Raw genomic sequence first — 22,191 nt, forward strand, 5'->3', positions numbered from 1 at the left:
AATCTACGGGCGATAGATTGGCGTGGTATACCTGCCAAGGCATGAGATTTCATACTAATTTTTAACACAGGCTACAAGACGTGCCTCCTACACTTAAGACTATTTCCTAATAACTATTACCGCATTATTCCAAACAAATTCATCCCTAATACCCAATAAACCAATTGTCAACAACTGATATTTCAGTCATGAACCAACGTCCTGGCACAGCCTGGACTCGCCAGGGGAGAAACATGGAAACCTTGCTGGAGAGAGCACTCCAGCGTGCTCCGCGGCAACAGCCTGGCAAACTTGCAGGGGCGGCACAGGGTGGGCCCTAAACGCGGCAGTTGCAAAGGGGGCCGGGATTCGCTATGGTCTCGCAGGCGTCGACACCGACAAGCGGCTCTGGCCCGTCCCCAGCCTGTCAGCGGAGGCACAATCCCCTTCAACAACACACCAAGATGCGCCCTTACCGTAAGCTCCTCTCTGTCTCTCTGTTGATCATGGCCATGGCTGCACTGGGTCTGCTCCGGCTGGAGATCGACACCGATGTGGCCCGCTCCCTGCCCAGCAGCGATCCCCTGATCGCTGCAGGCCTCGATTTTTTCAGTCACCATCCCATCCATGATCAGCTTGCAGTGGACCTGATGCTGGAGCAGGAGGATATCCATACCCTGGTGACCATCGGCAAACTGGTGGAAGAGCGGCTTGAGGCAAGCGGCCTCTTTGCCCAGGTGGGCACCCAGGCCATGGCTGAGCTGATCCCCGACCTGGCCCTGGAGGTGAGCCGCAACCTGCCCCTGCTCTTTTCCGCTCAGGAGCTGGCAGAGCAGGTCGCCCCCCTGCTGACTGCGCCCCAGCTGCAGCTCCGGCTCGAGCACTTCCTGGAGCAGCTCAACACCATGGAGGGCATCGGTCAGGCCAGATTCATGGGCCAGGACCCCCTGGGACTCAAAGAGCTGATCCTGGCCAGGATGGCTCCGCTGGCCCCCTCCCTGAAGACCCGCTTCTCCCAGGGCAAGCTGCTCTCCGCCGACGGCCACCACCTCCTGGTCACGGCCCGGCCCTTGAGCGCCGGCACCGATACCGCTTCGGCCCGCAGGATTGCCGACCTGCTGACAGGGCTGGAAGAGGAGCTCAAGGCCCGTTATGGTCCCCAGGGGCACCGGCTCCGTCTCACCCCGGTGGGGGCCTACCGGGCTGCCCTGGATAATGAGCAGCTCATCCGGGGCGATGTCCAGCTGGCCCTCGTCCTGGCCACCGCAGGCATAGGGGTGCTCCTGCTGTTCTCCTTTGCCAGGCCCCTGTTCGGCCTGTTCTCCCTGGTCCCGGCCCTGGCCGGTACCGCCGCAGCCCTCCTGGTCTACTCCCTGTACCAGCCCTCCATCTCCATCATGGTGCTGGGCTTTGGCGGGGCCATCATCTCCATCACCGTGGACCACGGCATCGCCTACCTCTTGTTCTCCGATCGCTCCCAGGAGGCCGGGGCCCGGGAGGCCTCCCATGAGGTGCGCGCCATCGGCATCATGGCGGTGATCACCTCCATCGGCGCCTTTCTCCTGCTCAGCAGAAGCGGTTTTCTGATCTTCAGCGAACTGGGCCAGTTCACGGCCCTGGGCATCTTCTTCTCCTTTACCTTTGTCCATCAGGTCTTTCCCAGGATCCTGCCGACCATGCCGCCGGCTCGCCGCCGCAGGCTGCCCCTGCGGGGCCTGGTGGACCGCTGCTACAAGACAGGGAAGCCCGGGGCCCTGGCAGCCCTGGCGCTCGTCGCGGTGCTCCTCTTCTTTGCCAGACCCGACTTTTATGTCAGCCTCTCGAGCATGAACACGGTCAGTGCAGATACCCTGGCCGCAGACCAGCTCTTTACCCGGGTCTGGGGCGACCTGGGCCAACGGGTCTTTGTGATGACCCGGGCCGACTCCCCCGAAACACTCCAGGAGCGAAACGATCACATCCTGGCCCGACTGGAACAAGACCTGACCCAGAAACGTCTCCAGAGCGGCTTTGTCCCCTCCATGCTCTTTCCCGGACCGGCCAGGGCCCAGCAGAACCTGGCAGCCTGGCACAGCTTCTGGAACCAGCAGCGACGGCAGACCCTGAAAGCAGAACTCAGCCGCATCGCCCCCCCCCTGGGCTTCAGCAGCCAGGCATTCAGCGACTTCTTTTCCCTGCTGGAGCCGACCTTTTCTCCCCTGCCAGAGCCCATCCCCGAACGATACTACGACCTGCTCGGCATCAGGAAGGCAGAGCAGGGAACAGGCCTGATCCAGTTCATCACCCTCCAACCAGGGAGCGCCTACGACCCGGAGGCGTTCCTGGCCGGCTACGGTAAGCAGGCCACCCCCTTTGACAGTCGGCTGTTCACCCAGCGCCTGGCAGAGATCCTCTTCTCCACCTTTACCACCATGCTGGTGATCATCGCCGCAGGGGTCAGCCTGCTGCTCTTCTTCTTTTACCTGGATCTTCCCCTGACCCTGCTCACCCTGCTGCCGCCCTCTTTTGCCTATATCTGCACCCTGGGGACCCTCCACCTCATGGGTCGCCCCCTGGATATCCCGGCCCTGATGCTCTCGGTGGTCATCCTGGGCATGGGGATCGACTACTCGATCTTCTGCGTCCGGGCCCATCAGCGCTACCGTCGCCTGGATCATCCCCAATACGCCCTGGTGCGGATGGCCGTCTTCCTGGCTGCCGGCTCCACCCTGATCGGCTTCGGCGTCCTGGCCATGGCCCGGCACAACCTGCTGCAGAGTATCGGCATCACCTCGCTGTTGGGGATCGGCTACTCCCTGGTCGGTACCTTTCTCCTCCTGCCGCCCCTCCTGGGTCGTTACCTCGGCCGGCAGGAGACGGCCAGGAGCCAGCGAAAGAGCGCCCAGCTCCCGCTCCGGCAACGGGTCTGCGGCCGCTTCCGCACCCTGGAGGCCTACCCCAGGATGTTTGCCCGCTGCAAGCTCCGTTTTGACCCCATGTTCCAGGATCTGAAGCAGCTGCTGGCAGAGCAGCCGGCAGTCAGGACCATCATCGATATCGGCTGCGGTTACGGAGTGCCGGCCTGCTGGTTGCTGGAGCAGTATCCCCAGGCCACCCTCCATGGACTGGATCCGGACCCGGAACGGGTACGGGTGGCGGCCCTGGCCTGCGGCAGCCGCGGGATCATCACCAGGGGCATGGCCCCCGAGATGCCGAAGGTCCCGGCCAGGGCTGAACTGGTCCTGCTCCTGGACATGCTCCACTACCTGGATGAGCAGACCGCAACCGCCCTGCTCCAGGCAAGCCGCCGCTGCCTGGACCCAGGCGGCCGGGTGGTGATCCGCTCGGTACTCGCTCCCCCTGGGCGACGTTCCTGGTCCTGGTGGCTGGAAGAGTACCGGATCCGGCTCTCGGGCCACCGGGCCAGCTACCGCAGCCAGGCACAGTTGGCCGAACTCCTGAGCAGAACAGGCTACCGCGTCACCATGAGCCAACTCAGCCCTGCAAACCCCGAACTGTTCTGGCTGGTGGCCTGCTGCGATCATCAGCCCTGCGAATCCCCCTGACCATGCAAGGACCGAGATTTTCCAGGGCAGAGCAGTGCGGATTCCTGGCCCTGGGCCTGGCCCTGGTGATGGCCTGGATCCATCCCCTGCTCCCCCTGATCCCCCTGCTCTTTTTTCTGCTCTGCTGCCTGGTGGCCCCCTTTCTCCCTGGATATGGTTTCTACCTGGCCATCACCCATCGGGCGCCGGCCAAAACCAAGCGGGTCGGACTCAGCTTTGACGACGGCCCCTCAGCGGCCACCACCCCGGTGGTGCTGGAATTGCTGGCCCGCTACCAGCTGCAGGCCACCTTCTTTTTGATCGGAGAAAAGGCGGCAGCTGCCCCTGAGCTGGTCCGGGCCATCCTGGAACAGGGCCACACCATCGGCAACCACTCCTGGCGCCATGACCCCCTGCTGATGCTGCGCTCCCCGGCCACCATCTGCCAGGACCTCAGGGCCACCCAGGAACTGCTGGCCCGCTTCGCCATCCGCCCCCTGCTCTTCCGCCCTCCGGCCGGAATCACCGGCCCCCGACTGCGACAGGCCCTGGCCCGGGAGCAGCTGACCACGGTGACCTTCAGCTGTCGGGCCCTGGACCGGGGCAACCGACAGGTCAGGGACCTGGCCAGGAGGATCCTGAGCCGAGTGCGTCCCGGTGACATCATCATGCTCCACGACCTGCCGCCCCAGCCAGAGGAACTGCTGCCGCTCTGGCAGCAGGAACTGGAGCAGCTCCTGGCCTCCCTGGCAAGCCAGCAGCGGGTGGTGCCCCTGGATGAGCTCCTGGGACGAGCGGTCATGGAGAGCAACTGTGGTGCGGAGGGGAAAACGGCCGCCCCCCTTGCCAAAGGCAGAGCATCCGGTCTATAGTAGGCTACCTTGGCCGGAGACCAGCCAGGGAGCACAGGATCCAGGCCTGCAGTAGGCTGCCGGAGCCTTGCACTTCACTCGTATCAAAAACGACACAGGAGGCGCCATGAAGAGCCGCATAAAGATCTGGAGAGAGCCGCAGGGATGTCCGGGCCAGCCACGGCCCTGCACGCCTCTACAGCTGTCCACTGCAGCCCTTATGCTCGTCCTGCCCCTGCTCCTCACCCTGCTCCTGACGGCCCTGTCCCCAAGCACCCTGGCAAGGGCCGCCGAGTTCTCCCAGGACAGCTCCCGGGACCGCTGGGCCCTTTTGGGAGGCTATGGTCAGAGTTTCCCGGGCTGGGGCCGCACCACTCAACGGGTGGAGACCATCGACCTGGTCCCCCGCTACCGTCACATCATCTTCGACCAGCTGGGCTCCGGCTGGTACCGAGGCTTCCACTCCATCCTGGTGGAGGCCCCCCTGTCGGTGGTGCTCCGCCCGGAGGTCTCTGCCATGGTGGCGGTCAACTTTCTGGCCGCCTACACCTTCACTGCCCACGATCTCTGGCAGCCCTACCTCTTTGGCGGCGGCGGTCCGGTCTACTCCTTTGCCGATATTCCGGGCATGGGAGCAGACCTCAACGGCAACTACCAGTTCGGCCTGGGCCTGGAGTATCGCGGTAACCCTGCACACCGTCTCCTCCTGGAGCTGCGCTATCATCATATCTCCAACGCAGGCAGCAAAGAGCCCAATGAGCCCCTCAACTCCTGCAAGCTCCTCCTGGGGATCACCTTCTAATCACCTTCTAAAGTGACCATGAACCAAGACAGCAGCAGCCCCGATGAAGATATCGCCCAGGGGGTGACCACGGTCAGCTACGTGGCTGACGCCTGCGGCAGGCAGCAACTGACTCCAGGCAGCTTCTGGCAACCGGTCGAGGTGGTCAACCGCCAGGCCTGGCTCGTAATCGAGCAACAGGTCGCCCGTTCCAAGGCCCAGGTCGCAGCCGGCAGGCGCAGTCGCCTCCACTACTATATGACCGCCAACCAGATGAACCCCGGCCTCCTGGCCCGCTACACCGGCCAGCCACGCTGGCGGGTCCTGCTCCACCTCTGCCCCTTTTTTTTCCAGAGAATGGCCGCCCAGACCATCACGCGCTATGCCCAACTCTTTCAGATTAGCCCGGAGGAGCTGATGAGCGGCCTGCTCAAGCCAGCGATCCCCAGCCGCCAGGACAACAGCCACCATGCAGACTGAATTCCCCCACAACCAATCTGCCCACTGCGAGAGCGGGGTCGCCGCCAACCTGCTCAGCCACCGGGGGATCCCCTTGAGCGAGGCCATGGCCTTTGGCATGGGCGGCGGCCTCTTTTTCGGCTATCTGCCCTTTATCCGGATCAACCAGCTGCCCCTGGTCACCTACCGCTCCGCCGCCGGCTCCATCCTCAAACGACTGGCCAGGGCCCCGGGGGTCAGACTCCACCAGCGCACCTTTCGCAGCCAGCAACAGGCCATGGAGGCGCTGGATCAGGCCCTGGCCCGGTCCATCCCGGTGGGTCTGCAGACCGGGGTCTACTGGCTGCCCTACTTTCCCCGGGCCCTGCGTTTCCACTTCAACGCCCACAACCTGGTGGTCTTCGCTAAAGAGGGAGACGACTACCTGATCAGCGATCCGGTCTTTCCCCAGCCGGTCCGCTGCCCGGCAGCAGACCTGGCCCGGGCCCGCTTTGCCTCCGGAGCCCTGGCCCCCAGGGGCAAGATGTACTACCTGGAACAGGTGCCCGAGTCGCTGGAACCGGCCCCCCTGATCCGTGCAGGGATCGGCTCTGTCTGCAGGATGATGCTGAAGAGCCCCTTGCCCCTGATCGGGGTCAAGGGAATCGACTTCCTGGCCCGACGCCTGGCCAGCTGGCCCCGAAGGCTGGGCCGGGAGCGGGCCGACCTCCACCTGGGCCATGTCGTCCGGATGCAGGAAGAAATCGGCACCGGCGGGGGCGGCTTTCGCTTCATGTATGCCGCCTTTCTCCAGGAAAGTGCGGCCCTCCTGGCCGAACCCGGCCTGGAGGCGGCTGCCAGTGCACTCACCGCAGTCGGTGACCGCTGGCGCAGCTTTGCGGTGATGGCCGCCCGGATCTGTAAGGATCGGCCCCAGGCAGAAGACAGCTACCCGGCCATGGCCGCGATCATCCATGACTGTGGTGCCCGGGAACGACAGGTCTATCAGGAGCTGTCGGCATGGCTGCGCTCAGCCCCGTGCCGATGAACAGCATCCAGCCCGCAGCCCCTGGAGCGACCAGGGCCCTGGTCGCCCGAAACCTGGTCAAACACTACCAGGGGGCCCCGGCAGCGGCCCTGAACCAACTCTCCCTGGAGATCAACCAGGGAGAGTTCTACGGCCTCCTGGGGGCCAACGGGGCCGGCAAGAGCACAGCCGTGGCCATCTGCAGCGGCCTCTTTGCTCCGGACAGGGGCACGGTCTCGATCCTGGGCCGGGATTACCTCCACCAAGCCAGGAGAACCAGGGCCCTGATCGGCCTGGTCCCCCAGGAGCTGGCCCTCTACCAAGGGCTGACCGCCCGGGAAAACCTCTCTTTCTTTGGCCGCCTGGCAGGACTCAGCGGCAGCAGCTTGCAGCAGGGGGTGAACCAGGGGCTGGAGTTTGCCCGCTTAGAGGAGCAGGGGCACCGCCGGGTGGTCACCTTTTCCGGGGGCATGAAACGGCGCCTCAACCTGGCCGCCGGCCTGCTCCACCGGCCCAGACTGCTCTTTCTGGATGAACCCACCGTGGGCATCGATGCCCAGTCCAGGCACCTGATCCACCGGCAGCTCAGAACCCTCAACCAGGAGGGTACCACCATCCTCTACACCAGCCACTACCTGGAAGAGGCCAGGGAGCTCTGCAGCCGGATAGGGATCATCGACCAGGGGAGTCTGATCGACGAGGGCACCACCGACCAGCTGCTCCGCCGCCACAACTGTGAGCGTTTGGAAGAACTATTTCTGAACTTGACAGGTAAAGAGCTTCGCGATAGATAGTGGCTGTCCCTAAAAAGTCACTCAGTCTCGGCATCATGCTCAAAAGAAGATCCTCGAAATATCATTGCGTTTCGATGTCTGCGCCGCTTTTTTCCGCACCCCTTGACCTTAAGGATACCTTAAAAAATGAGATTTTTCGATCAAGGTCAAGGCGCGCGATAAATTTTTCCGCAGACATATATCTGATATTCCGAGGATAAAATTTTGAATGCAACGCCGAGATTGGAAGGAAAGGCCATTTTTCAAGGTGACCTTAAGCGAATTAAGCGAACTATCTCAGTTATGGCCAGCCAGGAGATAAGGATGCCTTAAAAGAGGTGCCCCGGACCCGGCGAAGCCCCATTTCCAGCGGCCCCGAGCTACTTCGCGGACATTGGCACAGACAAGACCGTACCAGGCCCATAAACACGTCCAGCCCTGCTCCAAGGGCCCTGAATCATTACCCCATGCCAAAACTCTTCACAGCCACGGCCAAAGAACTACTCCTCCTGAAGGGTGACCGCAGTGGTCTGTTGGTCCTCTTCATGATGCCGGCCCTGCTGGTGCTGATCATTACCCTGGTTCAGGAGAATGTGCTGGAACTCACCGGCCAGTGCCAGGCCAGGGTGGCGCTGCTGGACCAGGATGGCGGCCCCCTGGGGGCTGCCCTGAGCCAGGCACTGGTGGCCGAGGGGGTGGAACTGGTGCGCTGGGACCCTCAGCTGAAAAGCCCGGCAAAACTGGAGTCTGCGGTCAGGGCCGGCCGCTACCAGGCAGGGCTGGTGCTCTCGGCCGGTGCCTCTGTTCGCCTTGAGCAGGCCGCAGGCCAACTCTTCAGCGCCTCGGCCGGCGGGCTCACGCCCCCGCCGCTGCAACTGACCCTGTTTTTGGATCCGGGGATGATGCCGGCCTTTCGCTCGGCCCTCCAGGGACAACTCCGGCTGAACCTGGAGGCCATAGCCCTGGAGCGCAAGCTTGAGCAGTTGAGTGCCCGACTCGGGACCCTCTTTGCCGGGAAAGCACTCCCTGCCGGAGCTGCCCTGCCCGCCCGGGAAGAGCTCCGGCAACAACTGCAACGTCCCCTGCTCCAACTGGAACAACCTGCCCCCCGGGAGCAGGGGGAGCTGCCTCCCTATAATCCGGTGCAACAGAATGTACCGGCCTGGGCCCTGTTTGGGATGTTTTTTACGGCCATCCCCATTGCCGGCTCCCTGCTGGAGGAGCGAAAATCAGGCATCTGGATCCGGCTGGCCACCCTGCCGGTCTCTTCCCTGGAACTCCTGGGCGGCAAACTCCTGGCCTACCTGGGGGTAAGCTGCGCTCAGTTTGCGCTGATCACCCTGATCGGGACCCTGCTCTTTCCCGCTCTCGGCCTGCCGGCCTTTACCCTCAGTCACAACCTGCCGGCAGTAGTGCTGATCGTCCTCTCTGCCGGCCTGGCTGCCGCTGGCTTTGGTCTCCTCCTGGGCATGATCTGCACCAGCTATGAACAGGCCTCCACCCTGGGGGCAACCGGCGTGGTGACTGCCGCGGCCCTGGGCGGGGTGATGGTGCCGGTCTATGCCATGCCCCTGCCGATGCAGCAGCTGAGCCGGATCTCCCCTTTGAACTGGGGATTGACCGCCTTTAACGACCTCTTAAGCCGGGGCTACAGCATGACCGCCATTGGTGATGAACTCGGCCGCTTGCTCAGCTTCTTTGTCCTGAGCCTGGCTGTCGCCCTGCTGCTGGCCAGGTCCCGGAGCTAAGCTCAGCTGCCGCGCAACAGAGCGACGGCGTCCTCTGCGAACTGCCACCATTGTCAAATCCCTGTTCACCCTTACCCTAACCGAGCCATCGATAAATGCCCATGGAACCACTTGAGCGAGAACTACTGGAACTGATCTGTACCACCTGCAACCTCCGGGAGGTGGAGATCGACCGCTTGGAGGGGGATATCCCCCTGATCGGCCCGGACTCCCCTCTGGGGACCGACTCCCTGGACGCCCTGGAGATCGCGGTCACCGTCCAGCAGCACTACGGGGTACGGATGGATTCGGAAAACAACAGCCGGGTGGTCCTCCAGTCCCTGGCCAGCCTGGCGGCCTATATCCGGGAACAGGGCGGGGCCAAACCCTAGAGCAGCTGGGCCCCTTAGACCACCTCCAGCCCCAGCCAGCCCACGGAAAAGCGACCGCTCTCCGGGACCATGGCCAGGATGCGGTCACCGGGCTGCAGTCTGCCCGAGGAGACCAGCTCTTCCAGGATGATATAGAAGGAGGCGGAACCGGTATTGCCCTTGGTGCCCAGGTTGGTAAACCAGCGCTCTTCAGGGATGGGAAAACCGATGGCCTCCAGTTGGGCCAGCAGAGGGGCCCTGAAATACTCGGAAGAGTAATGGGGCAGGAACCAGTCCACCTGTTCTGGCCTGAGGCCATGTTTGGCCGTCACCTGGGGCAGACTCCTGCCCACGGTGACATCAATGATCTCCCGGTTGAGCAGGCGGGCGTCCTGCTTGATGGTCATCACCCCCTGATGTTCCAGGCCTCCGCCTGCGAGGCATTCCCGCCAGCCCAGCAGGCTGCCGTCGGCCTGCTTTACCCCGCCGGCATACATACAGGCCTCCAGGCGATGGGCATGGGAGATACTCTCGATCCAGTCTATCCGCAGGCTGGGCCCCTCTCCTCGGGGAGTGGCCTCCACCAGCACGGCGCCGGCGCCGTCGGAGAGCATCCAGCGGAGGAACTCGGCTGCAAAGGAGAAGGCCGGCCCCTGCTCCTGCCCCCCCTGCTCCCCGGCTCTGCCGCTCATCCGCTCAAAAAAGTCCTGGCGGAGAAAGGTGGAGGCCAGCTCTGAACCGCTGGCCACCGCCTGACGGTGCTGTCCCAGGGCCACGGACATGGCCGCATAGTTCAGGGCGGTCACCCCGGTGAGGCAGACCCCGGCCGCACTCATCACCTCACAGGGGCCCAGGCCCAGTTCCCCCTGGACCATGGAGCCATGACCGGGAAGGAGCTGATCCGGTGTGGAGGTACCGCAACAGAGACAGTCGATGCCGGCTTCGCCCCCCTGATGATTTTGCCCGCAGTCAGGCCTCAGCCCTTTGAGCGGCAGCCGGCGCACCGCCTCGGCAGCCAGTCGGGCATTGGAATAACTGGTCCGGCCGCTGGCCGGATCGATGGCATAGTAGCGGCTGCGGATGCCGTTGGTGGCCAGGATGATCCGGCGGGTCTTGGCGGAAACAGCCGAAGCTGTTCCCAGGTAACGGTCCAGGTCCTGGTTCTCCACCGGCAGACCCGGCAGAAATGCTGATACGGCGTTGATATAGGCATTCATGGCTTACAGTCGTGCATGTTCATGACCCTGTTGAAGGAGTTCCGCATAGCGCGAATAAAAACGTTGCTCGGGCAGGCGGGTGGCAGTGACCGCATTGGTCAGGGTATAGTAGTCGAGGTTATGGTTGATGATCGCGCCCTGTTGACGCCGATAGAGCGGTGTCCCGGGCAGGGGGGTCATCACCGTCAGCATGGGCAGGTCGATCCGCTGACTGCCGAGATAGCCTGCCAGACGATCGAAGTCCTCTTCCCCGTAGTCCGGGGAGAGGATGAAGTCACCGACAATGGTGATCCCCAGCTGGTTGAGGATCGCGATGGCCTCGGTATTGCTCCGGACCTGGTTGGCCTTGTTCATGGCAGCCAGGCCGCTATCGCTGATCTCCTCAAAGCCGATGATCACCGCCCGCAGGCCGGCCTCTTTCCACTCCTCCAGCATCTCCGGATGACGGACCACGGTATCGGAACGGATATCCGCCAGATAGTGTTTGTTCAGAGCGGCATCACGCAGGGCCCTGCCCAGGGCCCTGGCCCGGGGAAGGTCGCCAAAGGTGTTGGCATCGACAAAACGGATCACCGGGATATCTTTGAGCAGGCCGATATCACGGATCACGCTCTCCACACTGCGGCTCAGGTAGCGGCCACCGGTCTGCCCCTGGATCGCACAGAACGAGCAGCGGTGTGGGCAGCCCATGGCCGAGACCACAAAACCCATATCCAGCCCCAACTTCTCCAGCCGGTAGTGGGAGCGATACTTCTGGACCAGCTGATAGGCAGGCGGCCGCTCTTCCACCAGATCCTGATGGCTGTTCTCCACCCTGGCTGCCCGGATGACATTGCCGGGGCGGGTGGGGATGACCCCAGGCAACTCGGACGCCGGAACCTGGCCGCGCTCAAGGGTCGCGACCAGCCGGGCAAAGACCCTCTTGCCCACCCCGATCACGATATAATCCACGCTCCTCTGGTTAAAGAAGGCGGGATCATTGCTGGCATGGATGCCGCCGACCACCACCACGGCACCACAGCCCTCCTTGACCTGTGCGGCCAGCTGCAGCATGGTATTGGCCTCACAGGTGACCCCGGTGATGCCCACCAGCTCGGGACGGAAACGGTTCAAGGCCTCTTCCAGGGTGCCTGGAGCGGCCTTGAGGTCAACAATCCGGACCTCATGGTCGACGAGATTTCCGGCCAGCTCTTCCAGGGCCAGGGGTTCGCCTCGAAAAATCTGCTTCAGGGAGTCTATCCCGAACCGCTCTTCGGGAATGCTCCGCCCACAGTTTGGTGGATTAACAAGGAGTATCTTCATCGTGTCCCCATCGTGTCCCCGTCAACTCCCGCCGGGCGGGCGCAGCGCCCCGGCTTCATGCCCTGGCCTGTACCCACCGCCTGCTTTCCGGCCGCAACGGCAGCCATGGTTCTCTTCTTCCCAGCCGGCACCTCTCCGGGCCGTGCTCCCATCCCTCTCCTGAAAAATAGCTGGGGCCTATTTACCCCAAAGACGGAGCAACTACCAGCTTAAAAACAAGGATTCTCAGCGGGCAGAGAACAGAGCGGGGAGGGGTGAAGCCGAGGCAAGATCCACAGCAGGGAGAGCAGCACGACAACTTGAAAAGCATGCGGGAAAAGCAGCGCAGCCCAGGAGGGAACAGGGCTGCTCAGGCCAAGGCCTCTTTGACGGCCTGGCCCAATTGGCGCAGGGAATAGGGTTTACCCAGAAAACCGCAAGCACCCAACTCAAGGGTGGCCTTGACATCGCTGCTTGCCGAGAAACCGCTCACCACCAGGGCGCGCTGGCCGGGAACCAGTTGGACCATCTGTTCGTAGGTGAGCCGACCATTCATCCCGGGTGCCATCAACATATCCAACAGGACCAGATCCACCCGGTGCGCCTGGAGATACGCCAGGGCCTGTTCACCCGAACCAGCGGTGACCACCTGGTAGCCGTAGCGGTTCAGCATGGAAGAGGCGATCTCCCGCTGCTGCTTCTCATCATCCACCACCAGGATCCGCTCCCCCCTGCCCTGGAGGATGGCTGGCAGGGCGTCCTCTCCATGGTCAGAGGCAGGCCCAGCCGGCGTCTCGGCAAGGGGAAGATAAAGTTCAAAGCAACTGCCCTCTGTTCCACTTACCACCGTCACCCCGCCGCCATGATCTCTCATGGTATTCCAGACCACGGAGAGTCCCAGGCCGGTACCGCTGGTCTTGCCCATGACCTTTTTGGTGTAAAAAGGTTCAAAGATATGGGCCAGATCCCTGGGAGCAATCCCCTCGCCGCTATCCTCCACCCGCAGGACCAGATACTCTTTGGCCTCCAGGCCGTTGGCTATTGCCCAGTGGTGGAGCGGACACTGCCAGGAGGTGCTCAGGATGACCCTGCCCGGTCCTGCAATGGCCTCGGCTCCGTTGGCCATCAGGTTCATGATGCACTTGCTGAGATGGACCGGAGAGCAGGAAATCTGGGGAATCCCGGGAGACAGTCGATGTTCGAACCTGATCTCGGGATTGGCAGACCTGAGGTAGTGGAACTCAGCTGAATCCAGATAGCCGAGGACCAACTGCTCCAGGGAGTGCACCTCTTTGCGACTGGCGATCCCCCGGGCCACGGTGAGAAGATCGGCGACCACGGCAGCGGCACGTTCGCCGGCCTGCTTTATGGTCTCCAGGGGCTGACGCAGCTCGCTGTGGGGCGGCAGATCACAGAGCAGCAACTCGGGATAACTGACGATGGCAGAGAGGATATTATTCAGGTCATGGGCCACCCCACCGGCAAGCAGACCGACAGCCTCCATCTTCTGGGCAGCCTGCAGCCGCTGCTCAACCGCCGACTTCTCCTCTTCCACCTCTTTCTGGGCGGTAATATCATCAAACACGGAAACCAGCTCCCCGCTGGGCAAACGGTAGGCCCTGACCTCCCGCCAGCCCTGCAGACGATCATCCGAGTAATAGGCGTTGGCTAGAAAAAACGGCTCCCCGCTCTGCCAGACCCCTTGATACCCCTCCAGCAGGCCGGACTCTTTGACCCCGGGAAAGGCCAGGGAGAGACGCTGGCCGATGAGCTGCTCCCGCGTGATCCGATCGATCCGTTCTCCGGCCCGGTTAAAATCCCTGAACACAAAGTCAGCCCCGTCGTCAACCGCCTCATAGACGGCCACCCCACTGCTGGAATGGTCAAAGAGCTGACGATAGAGAAACTGGCTCTGCAGACGCTCCTGTTGGGCCAGTTTCAGCTCGGCCAGGTCGATATCAACACAGTACATCACAGGTTCATCTCCATCGTACTGGACCACATGGGACGAATAGACCACCACAGCGCTGCCGTCTTTATGGCGCAGGGTGAGCTCAGAGGAGGGGATATTGCTCCTCTGGGCAAAACAGTTGTCAATATCCCGGATCACCGCCGCCTGCATGGACTCGGGAATAATAAGCTCCTCCAGTTGCCTGCCCATGGCCTCTTCAGCGCTGTAGCCGTAGAGGAGCTCACTGGTCCGGTTCCAGTAGATCACCCGCCGCTGGCGGTCATAGCCCTGGACCGCTATTTTGGGCAGGTCCTGGAGCAGATAACGGAAGCGTCGTTCACTGACGGCCAGTTCCAGGGTACGCTGTTCCACCTTCTTTTCCAGGTTCTCCACCAGATCTTCAATCCTGGCCGCCATATCATTGAACATGGCAGCCAACTGGCCCAACTCGTCCCGGTTCCGGCCCGGGACCCTGGCATCCAGGCGACCGCAGCTGATGGCGTTGGCTGCTGCGGTCAGGTCCAGGATCTGGAGGGTGATGCTGTTGTGCATCACCCTGGCCAGGAGCACCAACAGGCCGATGGCGGCCATGGTCAGCGCGGCCATGATCATCCCGGTGATCCGGTAGGCCTGCTCTATCCGCTCTTTAGCCTGGGATACCTGGCCACGGGCCTGCTGGACCATCTTCTCTGCGATCGGAGACACGCTCTCTTCCTGGAGGACAAAGTCCCGCAGCTTGGAGTGTATCCCCCTATCCAGTTCAAGGAGCTCGTCGGCATCGGTATAAAACTGTGTTATGATCCGGGCCACAGCCTGCCCTTTGGACGGGGACAGGAGCTCTTGCCCTGCCAGGGCCCGCTCAATGGTCTGGAGAGCGTTCAGGGCGGACTGGAGCAGAGAACGTCGCCCCTTAAGCAGATATTCAGCCAGATAGAGCGCGGCCTGATTCTGCTGCAGCCAGAGTTCCGGGTAGGGGGAGAGGAGCAGATCCAGCGCCGAACAGGCCGAGTCCAGCCTGCTTTCCACCCCCCTCTCGGGGGCGGCGCGGGCGGTGATCAGTTCCACCGCCTCAATGGAGGTATCGGCAAAGCGGCGGGCAGAGGCCAGGTAGAGGTTGAGATCCGCTGGCCTGATGCCGGTGATAGGGCTGGCTTGGCCTTGAAAGAGCACCTGCTGGAGCCTCTTGCTCAGGGTAATCACCCGGGAAACCTCACGCACCGAGGCCTGGGCATACTGCTCATGGGCCTGTTGGAGGCCAAGGGCGTGGTACTGGAGAAAAAAGGCAGCGTGCAGACGCCTGGATCGCTCCAGGCCCCGGTCCATCTCCAAGACCAGCTGCTCTACCTGGACGCTGTTGCGGATGTCAGCCTCACCCCCTCTGACATAGAGCAGCGAAAGAGAGCCGGTCAGGGCCAGCACCACCACAAAGAGCAGCAGCAGGCTGAACACCAGGGTAAACTTCCGGGTAATCCCCAGATCTCTCCAGCGAGGTTTGATCCTCTCGATGAATGCACTCCTGGACACAGCTCCCCCCTATTCCGCAGGTTTCCATGAGTAGAGCACGTTACGCTCCAGACCGGCAAGTCCCTGCTCATGGTCATCCAGTCGGAGGACATTGAAGGCAGGGGAGCTGCAGTCACCAAAGCGGTCACAACTCAGGGAACCGCCTAGCCCCTCATAGTCCCTGACCGCGTGCAGGGTGTCACGCAGGGCCTGCCGGCCAACCAGCAAGGAGCCGTCCCTGGCCGACAAGGCGCACTGCTCTATGGCATGGAAGAGCAGATCTGCGCCCTCATAGCCGCTGAGATAATAACTCACCCTGGGGGCTTCCCCGTAACTGGCGCGATAGGCACCATCCAGCTGCTCAACCCTGGGACCCTCGGGCCGACGGGGACCGATAAAGTAGAGGCCTTCAGCGGCCACGCCCACATCATCGAGAAAACTCTGCTCAATCAGGGCGCCGTCGCTGATCAGGACGATATCCTGCAGGGCCTCGATCTTGCGGGCCTGGAGCAGCACCCTGTTCCCTTCGGGTTGGAACAGGGGAAAAAAAAGAAGCTGGGCCCCGGAACGGGCCACTGCGGTGAGTACAGGAACCATGTCACGGTCCCCCTTATGGATCGAGGTTTCCAGGACCAGCTCCCCTCCCAACTCGAGGAAGGCCTTCTTAAAACTCTTGGTCAGACCCCTGGTATAGATATCGTTGTCATTGATGGTGGCGGCTCGACGCAGGCCGAGTTGATGATAGAGATAGCCGGCGGCAGCCTTGCCGGCATTCTCCTCATTGGTGGCGGTCCGAAAATACCCCGGTTGTCGTCCCGGGGCTGCTTCGCCGCCGATGGAGGTGAGATAGGGGGCCGAGTTGTTGCCGGACACCATGGTCAGGTTGGCCGAGGACATGGCCTTGGCCGCAGTGGCAGCGGCCCCGGAGCAGGTGGTACCGAAGATGGCCACGGTCTGCGGATCGGCGATCACCTTGAGGGCGGCATTGGCTCCCCCCTCGGCCGTGCAGCCGGTATCTTCTATCTGGAGGACCACCTGATGGTCCAGCAGCCGATGGCCCCGGGCAGCCAGGGCCAGCTCCAGCCCCCTGAGCTGGGCCTCTCCCAGGGGTGCGACCTGACCCTTCAGGGCCTGGAGCACTCCGATCTGAACAGGCTCCTCCGGGGCGATCCGGACGCATCCCAGGGGATCGCTGCACTCTAAAGGCGGGGTGTCCTGGGTGGAACAGGAAGAGAGCCAGGGGGGCAGCAGGAGTGCCCCAATCAGCAGCCAGCAGCGCTTCTCAACTCCAGTGAGCATGGAGTCACCTCCGGAAAAAATTATTGAGTGGACAAGCCGGGTCCGGCAAGCTATAGCAAGGCTATCTATAGATAGTAGAAGATATGACAGGGAAGGTCAATGCGCCAGCAGGAGCGCTCTTCTTCCTGGATTGCAAGGCCTACGCAGCTGTCCCCTGTACAGTGACCATACCCAAAAATCAACCGCAGCTCACCCGGAAAACCGATGCCATCACCTTTTCTTCCACCGCCAGGCCTGCGCAGCCCTCACCTGCAGACCACCCTGGCCTCCCTGTTCCCTCGCAAACTGGCAAGCCGGGCCCGTACCCGCCGGCTGCGTGCCGAGAGCCGGGAACATATCCTTGACTGTGGACAGGGGGTGCGGCTGTCAGGGGCCTTTAGCCCGGCTCAGCAGCCGGCCAAGGGGCTGGTGACCCTGCTCCATGGCTGGGAGGGCAGTATGGACTCCGCCTACCTGCTCTCTGCAGCAGGGGTCCTCTATCAGCACGGCTACAGCATCTTCCGCCTCAACCTCAGGGACCATGGCCACAGCCACCACCTTAACCGTGAACTGTTCAACTCCAACCGACTCACTGAGGTCGTCCGGGCAGTGGCCGAAATTCAGGGGCGATTCCCCCATGAGCGGACCTTTCTGGTGGGCTTTTCCCTGGGCGGGAACTTTGCCCTGCGCATCGGCCTGGAGGCCCCTGCTGCAGGGATCCACCTCAACGGGATAGCAACCGTCTCCCCCCTGATCAATCCACAGACCACCACCGACCAGCTGGAGGCGGCACATCCCCTCTATCACCACTACTTTGTCCGCAAATGGAAGAGATCGCTTCACAAGAAGCATGGCTATTTCCCTGAGCTGGGCCTGGATCAGCAACTGCTGCGGCTCAACTCTCTCTCCAGGATGCACGACCACTTTGTCCCCCGCCACACCGACCATGCCACCACCCGGGAGTATCTGGCGAGCTACCGGCTGAGTCCGGCCCGACTCCAGGCCCTGACCATCCCCAGCCACCTGATCGGCTCAAAAGACGACCCCATCACCCTGTATCAGGATCTGGCTCCCATCCAGCCGGCCTCCCAACTGCAGGTAGAGGTGGTTGACTACGGCGGCCACTGTGGTTTTCTCCAGGATTACCGGCTCACCAGCTGGGCCGACAACCGCCTGAAGGAGATCCTTGACGCTTACTGCGGCTGAACGGATCACGATACTCAGGAGCCGTGTCCCTTGCCCCCTCCCCTGCCCGGGCCGCTGAGATGAAAGCCCACCAGGCGGGCAACGAAGATGGCCACAAACATCTGGCCGACCAGGGCCTCAAGGATGGTCAGGGTCCTGGCCATGTTGCCGGTGGGGGTGATCTCGCCAAAGCCCAGGGTGGTCAGGGTAACGAAACTGAAGTAGCCCAACTCAGCCCGCAGGGACTGGATAGTATCCACCTGCTCGCCCAGGGCAAAGGAGCCGGGTGCCAGCAGCTCGACCATCACATAGAGTTCAGCCCATAGGAAGGCCAGGAAGAGGTAGATACAGACTCCTCCATAGATGGTGTCCGGCCGCGGCTTTCGCTGGTGCATGATGTAGTGGAACAGGGCATAGGCATTGAAGAGCATGAAGGCGGCCGAGGAGGCCGAAGAGAAGAGGAGCAAACCCTCCTGGGGCCAGTAAAGATACCACCAGCGCAGGACAGAGGCGGGCAGGAGGATCAACAGCCCGACCAGCAGGATCTTACGATTGTGGAACAGGCTCCAGATACCGGCAAAGAAGACCGCAGAGTAGACCAGATCAACCAGGATCGGCCTCTGATGGCTCTCGGCAAAGGGCGAGACCAGGATCAGGATGAGCAGACAGAGCAGCAGGGTGAGGAAGCTGCCGCTCTGTTCCCGGGGTGTGTTATGGAAGAGCATGATGGTCACCGCCCCCCGCTCTCTTTGCCTTCAGGGGCTGATGCCTCCATTTCTGCCCCCTCGACCCCCTCGGCCTGCTCGACTACATGGTCGACAAATCCCGCCCCAGCCTCGCCATAGAGATAAAAGACCCGTTCAACGCCACCCTGCCGCAGGGCCTGGAGCTCATCATCGTAGCGGGCCGTAGCAGCGATCACCATGGATTCCCGGCCCAGGGCCTCCTGGATGTTTTTAGCGGCCTTCAGGTTTGAGGGGTGGGACATGGTCAAGAAGAGCATGCTTAGCTGCCCCGGATTGGCGATCCCCCGCTGCCAGAAGATCTCGTCGGCCGCATCCCCCTGGATGACAGCTCGGCCTGCGGCCTGGTGGGCCGCCACCCGCTCCTCGTCGAAATCCAGGCCGATCACCCGGTAGCCATAGCGATCGGTCAGCTGCTCGTAGGCCCCGGTACCGACCCGGCCCATCCCCAGAACCGCCACCCTTGCCCCGCCGATATCCACCGCCTCCTCACCGCTCAGCCGCCTGCGGGTTTCACACCTCTTCAAGAGTCCGGCCCAACGTCTGTAGAACACTGGTGCCAGGCTGTTCAGGGGTGAGGCGGCCACCATGGAAAAGGAGACCGCCACGGCAATGATGACCAGCCACTCACTGCCCAGCCAGCCCTGGGTCACCCCGATGGTGGACACAATCAAGCCGAATTCACTGTAGTTGGACAGGTTGAGGGAGGAGAGCAGGGAGGTGCGGGCCCGGAGCCGAAAACGGGTCAGGAGGAGAAAGAAGAGCACGCTCTTCAGGGGAACCAGCAACACCAGGAGAGCGGCGATCAGCACGGCCTCCAGTCCGGGCAGCTCGGTCATGCCGATGGTGAGGAAAAAGCCCACCAGAAAGAGATCCTTGAAGCCGAACATGGCCTTGGCCAGCTCATCAGTCTTGGCATGACCGCCAAGGAGCATCCCCAGGATCAGTGCCCCCAGGTCCGGCTTCAGGCCCACATGTTCAAAGAGAGCGGCCCCGGCAAGGGGCAGGATGCAGGCCAACAGGACCAGCAGCTCACCGTGACCGCTGCGATCCAGAATCTTGCCCAGGGGTCGTTTCACAAAGAGCAAGAGCAACAGTCCCAGGGCCAGGGGTGAGGGAAGCTTGCCGCTGGAAAAGGTGATAAAGAGCACCGCAAAGAGATCCTGCATAATCAGGATACCAATGGCCAGCCGGCCATGGCCTGAGGTCATTTCCCCCTGTTCCTCCAGGATCTTGACCGCAAAGACGGTGCTGGAAAAACTGAGGGCAAAGGCGAACAGGAGGGTGGTCGACAGCTCCAGGTCACGGAAGCAGCCAATCCCCAACAGACCAAGTCCCTGGAGGATGAGTGTAAAGCCGATCACGGTCAGGAGCATGTGGCTGGCCGCACTCCCCCAGACCTGAGGCTGGAGGAGCCGTTTGGGCTGGACCTTCAGGCCGATACTGAAGAGGAGCAGGAGGATGCCGACATCTGCCAGCTGGTGGAGGGTCTCACTGGCCTCCTGGCCCATGAGGTTTAAGACAAACCCTCCTGCCAGAAAACCCACCAGCGGCGGCAGCCCCAGCTGCCGGGCCAGAAAACCGAGCACAAAGGCAATGACGATAAAAAGGATATCCATGACGCTCCTCTTTGCTGGAGTGTGGTTTGAACCCAATCAGGCGGACACAGGGAGCAGATGATATCTGCCAGCCCCTCTGGACTCTTCTTCCCGGCGATCCGTGCTCCCTATCAGAGAAGGTAACGGACCCAGGCCAACCCCACCGCAGCGATCATGGTCAGAAAGAAGAGGGGGATGCCAACCTTGAGATAATCCCCCAGGACATAGGCCCCCGGGTCACGGACAATCATGTTGACCGGTGAGCCCACGGGCGAGATAAAGGCGGCAGAACAGGCAATGGCGACAATCATCCCACAGGCCTGGGGAGACACCCCCAGCTGGCTGCCCAGCTCCACGGCAATGGGGGCGATCAGCACGGCGGCGGGTGTGCTGGACAAGACCAGGCCCACAGCGCCGGTGAGCAGAAAGAGCACGCTGAGCAGCACCAGGGGGTGGACCGGGCCCAGGCCGGTCAGGAGCAGCTGGCAGAGCATCCCTGAGACTGCGGTTTTTTGCAGGGCCAGGGCCAGGGGCAGGATACCGGCAATGAGCAGGACCGTCTGCCAGTCGATCAGCCGGTAGCAGGCATCTGCCCGGACACAGCGACCCAGCACCAGGGCGAGGCCGGCGGCCATGACCGCAGTGACCGTGGTAAGCAGGTTGAAGACCAGGGCCCCTACCATCAGCCCCAACACGACCAGGACCAGGGGGGCCTTGCCGGCCGCGGGGATGACCTCCCGGTAATCCTCGGGCAGGGTAAGCAGCAGGTACTCGTTGCGATGTTGCCGCAACCGGATGATATCAGCCCAGGCCCCGCAGACCAACAGGACGTCACCAAACTGGAGGGGCAGTGAGGAGAGCTCCTCGCTCACGACCTGGTTGTTCCGGCGCACCCCCACCACCAGACAGTCAAACTGGGCGTGGAAGCGGATATCTCTCAAGCTCTTGCCGATCAACCTGGACTCAGGGGTCAACATCACCTCTGCCGCCCCGATGACCTGGAAGAACCCCCTGCGCTGGCTGGGTTCCGGGGGCAGGGGCAGACGCTGCAGCTGCAGCTCGGCCGCCACCTCGGCAACCCTGGAATCGGAACCGATCAGCACCAGGGTATCGTTGGGGTGAAAAACCGTCTCCGGCCGCACCGGGATAATCGCCCGGCCGCCGTTGACCGAGGTCTGGATGGCGATCAGGTTGACCCCGTACCTCTCCCGCAGCTGCACCCGGGCGACCGAGCGATCAATCAAGGGGGAGGCTGCCGAAATCTGCAACAGGCTGGCCTGCTGCTCCACCCCGTAACGCCTGGTCAGTTCATGGATAAAACGCCCCTGTCTCCTGGGCCTCAGCCGGGACTCCCTGGCCAGCAGATGCCGCCCCCAGAGGGCCATGAAGCCCACCCCCACCAGGAGGATGAGCAGTCCAAAGGGGGTAAAGGCGAAGAAAGAGAGGGGCTGCAGCCCATACTCCCTGAGCACACTGTTCACCACCAGGTTGGGTGAGGTCGCCACCAGGGTCATCATGCCGCTGATCAGGGCGGCCACGGCCAGGGGCATGAGCAGTCGTTTATGGTTCAGCCCCGCCTTTTCCGCCACCGCAATGGTCACCGGGATGAAGATGGCTGCAGTGGCGGTGGAGCTCATGAAGGCTCCGACCAGGCCGGCGACCCCCATCAACAGGACCATCAGACGGAGCTCGCTGCTGCCGCCCCTGGCAACCACCCACTCCCCCAGGCGCTGGGCGATCCCGGTATAGATCACGGCCTCGCTGATGATGAACATCACCCCTACAATCAGGACCACCGGGTTGGCAAAACCGGAGAGGGCCTCGGGCACGGTGAGCACCTTGCTCACCATCAGGGCCACCACCACCAGCATGGCCACCAGGTCCGCCCGCACCAGGTTGGTGACCAGCAGGCCGACGGTGGCGGCCAGGAGAACCAGGGTAATGACGGCTTCGGGGTGGAGCAT

At 62.6% G+C, this 22,191-nt stretch carries 16 protein-coding genes; 9 read left to right on the plus strand and 7 right to left on the minus strand.

All coding sequences use genetic code 11. The features are described from left to right. Positions 1-443 precede the first annotated feature (443 nt). From G494_RS0107745 to G494_RS0107780, 8 genes are all read left to right on the plus strand, one after another. Positions 444-3,524, plus strand: a complete 3,081-nt coding sequence (locus G494_RS0107745; RefSeq protein ID WP_028584076.1) for a methyltransferase domain-containing protein — start codon at positions 444-446, stop codon at positions 3,522-3,524. A gap of 2 nt (positions 3,525-3,526) precedes the next feature. Next, positions 3,527-4,375: a polysaccharide deacetylase family protein gene (locus G494_RS22455; protein ID WP_051305510.1), complete on the plus strand. Its 849-nt coding sequence runs from the start codon at positions 3,527-3,529 to the stop codon at positions 4,373-4,375. A 106-nt stretch (positions 4,376-4,481) separates the two neighbouring features. Next, the gene (locus G494_RS0107755) at positions 4,482-5,156 is read left to right on the plus strand and encodes an acyloxyacyl hydrolase (protein WP_084456543.1); all 675 of its coding nucleotides are present in this window, start codon (positions 4,482-4,484) and stop codon (positions 5,154-5,156) included. A gap of 18 nt (positions 5,157-5,174) precedes the next feature. Further along, positions 5,175-5,615: a hypothetical protein gene (locus tag G494_RS22460; protein ID WP_051305511.1), complete on the plus strand. Its 441-nt coding sequence runs from the start codon at positions 5,175-5,177 to the stop codon at positions 5,613-5,615. After that, on the plus strand, positions 5,605-6,621 hold the full coding sequence (locus G494_RS0107765) for a BtrH N-terminal domain-containing protein (RefSeq protein ID WP_028584078.1): 1,017 nt from the start codon (positions 5,605-5,607) through the stop codon (positions 6,619-6,621). The genes G494_RS22460 and G494_RS0107765 overlap by 11 nt, the downstream gene beginning before the upstream one ends. After that, positions 6,594-7,394: an ABC transporter ATP-binding protein gene (locus G494_RS0107770; protein ID WP_232362508.1), complete on the plus strand. Its 801-nt coding sequence runs from the start codon at positions 6,594-6,596 to the stop codon at positions 7,392-7,394. Before G494_RS0107765 ends, G494_RS0107770 begins: the two co-directional genes overlap by 28 nt. Positions 7,395-7,840: 446 nt before the next feature. Continuing rightward, positions 7,841-9,121: an ABC transporter permease gene (locus G494_RS0107775; protein WP_028584080.1), complete on the plus strand. Its 1,281-nt coding sequence runs from the start codon at positions 7,841-7,843 to the stop codon at positions 9,119-9,121. Positions 9,122-9,222: 101 nt separating this feature from the next. After that, positions 9,223-9,492 (plus strand): phosphopantetheine-binding protein, encoded by a 270-nt coding sequence (locus tag G494_RS0107780; RefSeq protein WP_051305523.1) that lies wholly within the window; start codon positions 9,223-9,225, stop codon positions 9,490-9,492. A gap of 14 nt (positions 9,493-9,506) precedes the next feature. Here G494_RS0107780 and G494_RS0107785 read toward each other — a convergent pair whose 3' ends face one another. The 4 genes from G494_RS0107785 to G494_RS0107805 all read right to left on the minus strand — a co-directional run bounded on the left by G494_RS0107785 (position 9,507) and on the right by G494_RS0107805 (position 16,722). Then, positions 9,507-10,688: a beta-ketoacyl-ACP synthase III gene (locus tag G494_RS0107785; protein ID WP_028584082.1), complete on the minus strand. Its 1,182-nt coding sequence runs from the start codon at positions 10,686-10,688 to the stop codon at positions 9,507-9,509. 3 nt (positions 10,689-10,691) lie between these two features. Continuing rightward, on the minus strand, positions 10,692-11,990 hold the full coding sequence (locus G494_RS0107790) for a B12-binding domain-containing radical SAM protein (protein ID WP_028584083.1): 1,299 nt from the start codon (positions 11,988-11,990) through the stop codon (positions 10,692-10,694). Between the two features lie 349 nt (positions 11,991-12,339). Beyond that, entirely contained in the window at positions 12,340-15,444 is a 3,105-nt protein-coding gene (locus G494_RS0107800; protein ID WP_028584084.1) for a hybrid sensor histidine kinase/response regulator, read from the minus strand. 9 nt (positions 15,445-15,453) lie between these two features. Continuing rightward, positions 15,454-16,722 (minus strand): branched-chain amino acid ABC transporter substrate-binding protein, encoded by a 1,269-nt coding sequence (locus tag G494_RS0107805; protein WP_028584085.1) that lies wholly within the window; start codon positions 16,720-16,722, stop codon positions 15,454-15,456. A gap of 204 nt (positions 16,723-16,926) precedes the next feature. Here G494_RS0107805 and G494_RS0107810 point away from each other — a divergent pair, with 204 nt between their 5' ends. Further along, positions 16,927-17,907, plus strand: a complete 981-nt coding sequence (locus G494_RS0107810) for a YheT family hydrolase (protein ID WP_028584086.1) — start codon at positions 16,927-16,929, stop codon at positions 17,905-17,907. 14 nt (positions 17,908-17,921) lie between these two features. Here the strand turns inward: G494_RS0107810 and G494_RS22465 are convergent, their stop codons facing one another. The 3 genes from G494_RS22465 to G494_RS0107825 all read right to left on the minus strand — a co-directional run bounded on the left by G494_RS22465 (position 17,922) and on the right by G494_RS0107825 (position 22,191). Further along, positions 17,922-18,611 (minus strand): potassium channel family protein, encoded by a 690-nt coding sequence (locus tag G494_RS22465; protein WP_153305799.1) that lies wholly within the window; start codon positions 18,609-18,611, stop codon positions 17,922-17,924. Positions 18,612-18,616: 5 nt separating this feature from the next. Beyond that, positions 18,617-20,248, minus strand: coding sequence for a cation:proton antiporter family protein (locus G494_RS0107820; RefSeq protein WP_028584087.1), 1,632 nt, complete (start codon positions 20,246-20,248; stop codon positions 18,617-18,619). A gap of 110 nt (positions 20,249-20,358) precedes the next feature. Then, positions 20,359-22,191 (minus strand): SLC13 family permease, encoded by a 1,833-nt coding sequence (locus tag G494_RS0107825; protein WP_028584088.1) that lies wholly within the window; start codon positions 22,189-22,191, stop codon positions 20,359-20,361.

The organism is Desulfogranum mediterraneum DSM 13871 (assembly GCF_000429965.1).
Taxonomy (GTDB): Bacteria; Desulfobacterota; Desulfobulbia; order Desulfobulbales; family Desulfobulbaceae; genus Desulfogranum; species Desulfogranum mediterraneum.

What these genes read in the sequence shown, in the direction of transcription:
- G494_RS0107765 (WP_028584078.1), top strand. Translation starts at nt 5,605, where the DNA reads ATGCAGACTGAATTCCCCCACAACCAATCTGCCCACTGCGAGAGCGGG.
- G494_RS22455 (WP_051305510.1), top strand. Translation starts at nt 3,527, where the DNA reads ATGCAAGGACCGAGATTTTCCAGGGCAGAGCAGTGCGGATTCCTGGCC.
- G494_RS0107810 (WP_028584086.1), top strand. Translation starts at nt 16,927, where the DNA reads ATGCCATCACCTTTTCTTCCACCGCCAGGCCTGCGCAGCCCTCACCTG.
- G494_RS0107770 (WP_232362508.1), top strand. Translation starts at nt 6,594, where the DNA reads ATGGCTGCGCTCAGCCCCGTGCCGATGAACAGCATCCAGCCCGCAGCC.
- G494_RS22465 (WP_153305799.1), bottom strand. Translation starts at nt 18,611, where the DNA reads ATGCTCTTCCATAACACACCCCGGGAACAGAGCGGCAGCTTCCTCACC.
- G494_RS0107820 (WP_028584087.1), bottom strand. Translation starts at nt 20,248, where the DNA reads ATGGATATCCTTTTTATCGTCATTGCCTTTGTGCTCGGTTTTCTGGCC.
- G494_RS22460 (WP_051305511.1), top strand. Translation starts at nt 5,175, where the DNA reads ATGAACCAAGACAGCAGCAGCCCCGATGAAGATATCGCCCAGGGGGTG.
- G494_RS0107805 (WP_028584085.1), bottom strand. Translation starts at nt 16,722, where the DNA reads ATGCTCACTGGAGTTGAGAAGCGCTGCTGGCTGCTGATTGGGGCACTC.
- G494_RS0107780 (WP_051305523.1), top strand. Translation starts at nt 9,223, where the DNA reads ATGGAACCACTTGAGCGAGAACTACTGGAACTGATCTGTACCACCTGC.
- G494_RS0107745 (WP_028584076.1), top strand. Translation starts at nt 444, where the DNA reads ATGCGCCCTTACCGTAAGCTCCTCTCTGTCTCTCTGTTGATCATGGCC.
- G494_RS0107775 (WP_028584080.1), top strand. Translation starts at nt 7,841, where the DNA reads ATGCCAAAACTCTTCACAGCCACGGCCAAAGAACTACTCCTCCTGAAG.
- G494_RS0107825 (WP_028584088.1), bottom strand. Translation starts at nt 22,191, where the DNA reads ATGCTCCACCCCGAAGCCGTCATTACCCTGGTTCTCCTGGCCGCCACC.
- G494_RS0107785 (WP_028584082.1), bottom strand. Translation starts at nt 10,688, where the DNA reads ATGAATGCCTATATCAACGCCGTATCAGCATTTCTGCCGGGTCTGCCG.
- G494_RS0107790 (WP_028584083.1), bottom strand. Translation starts at nt 11,990, where the DNA reads ATGAAGATACTCCTTGTTAATCCACCAAACTGTGGGCGGAGCATTCCC.
- G494_RS0107755 (WP_084456543.1), top strand. Translation starts at nt 4,482, where the DNA reads ATGAAGAGCCGCATAAAGATCTGGAGAGAGCCGCAGGGATGTCCGGGC.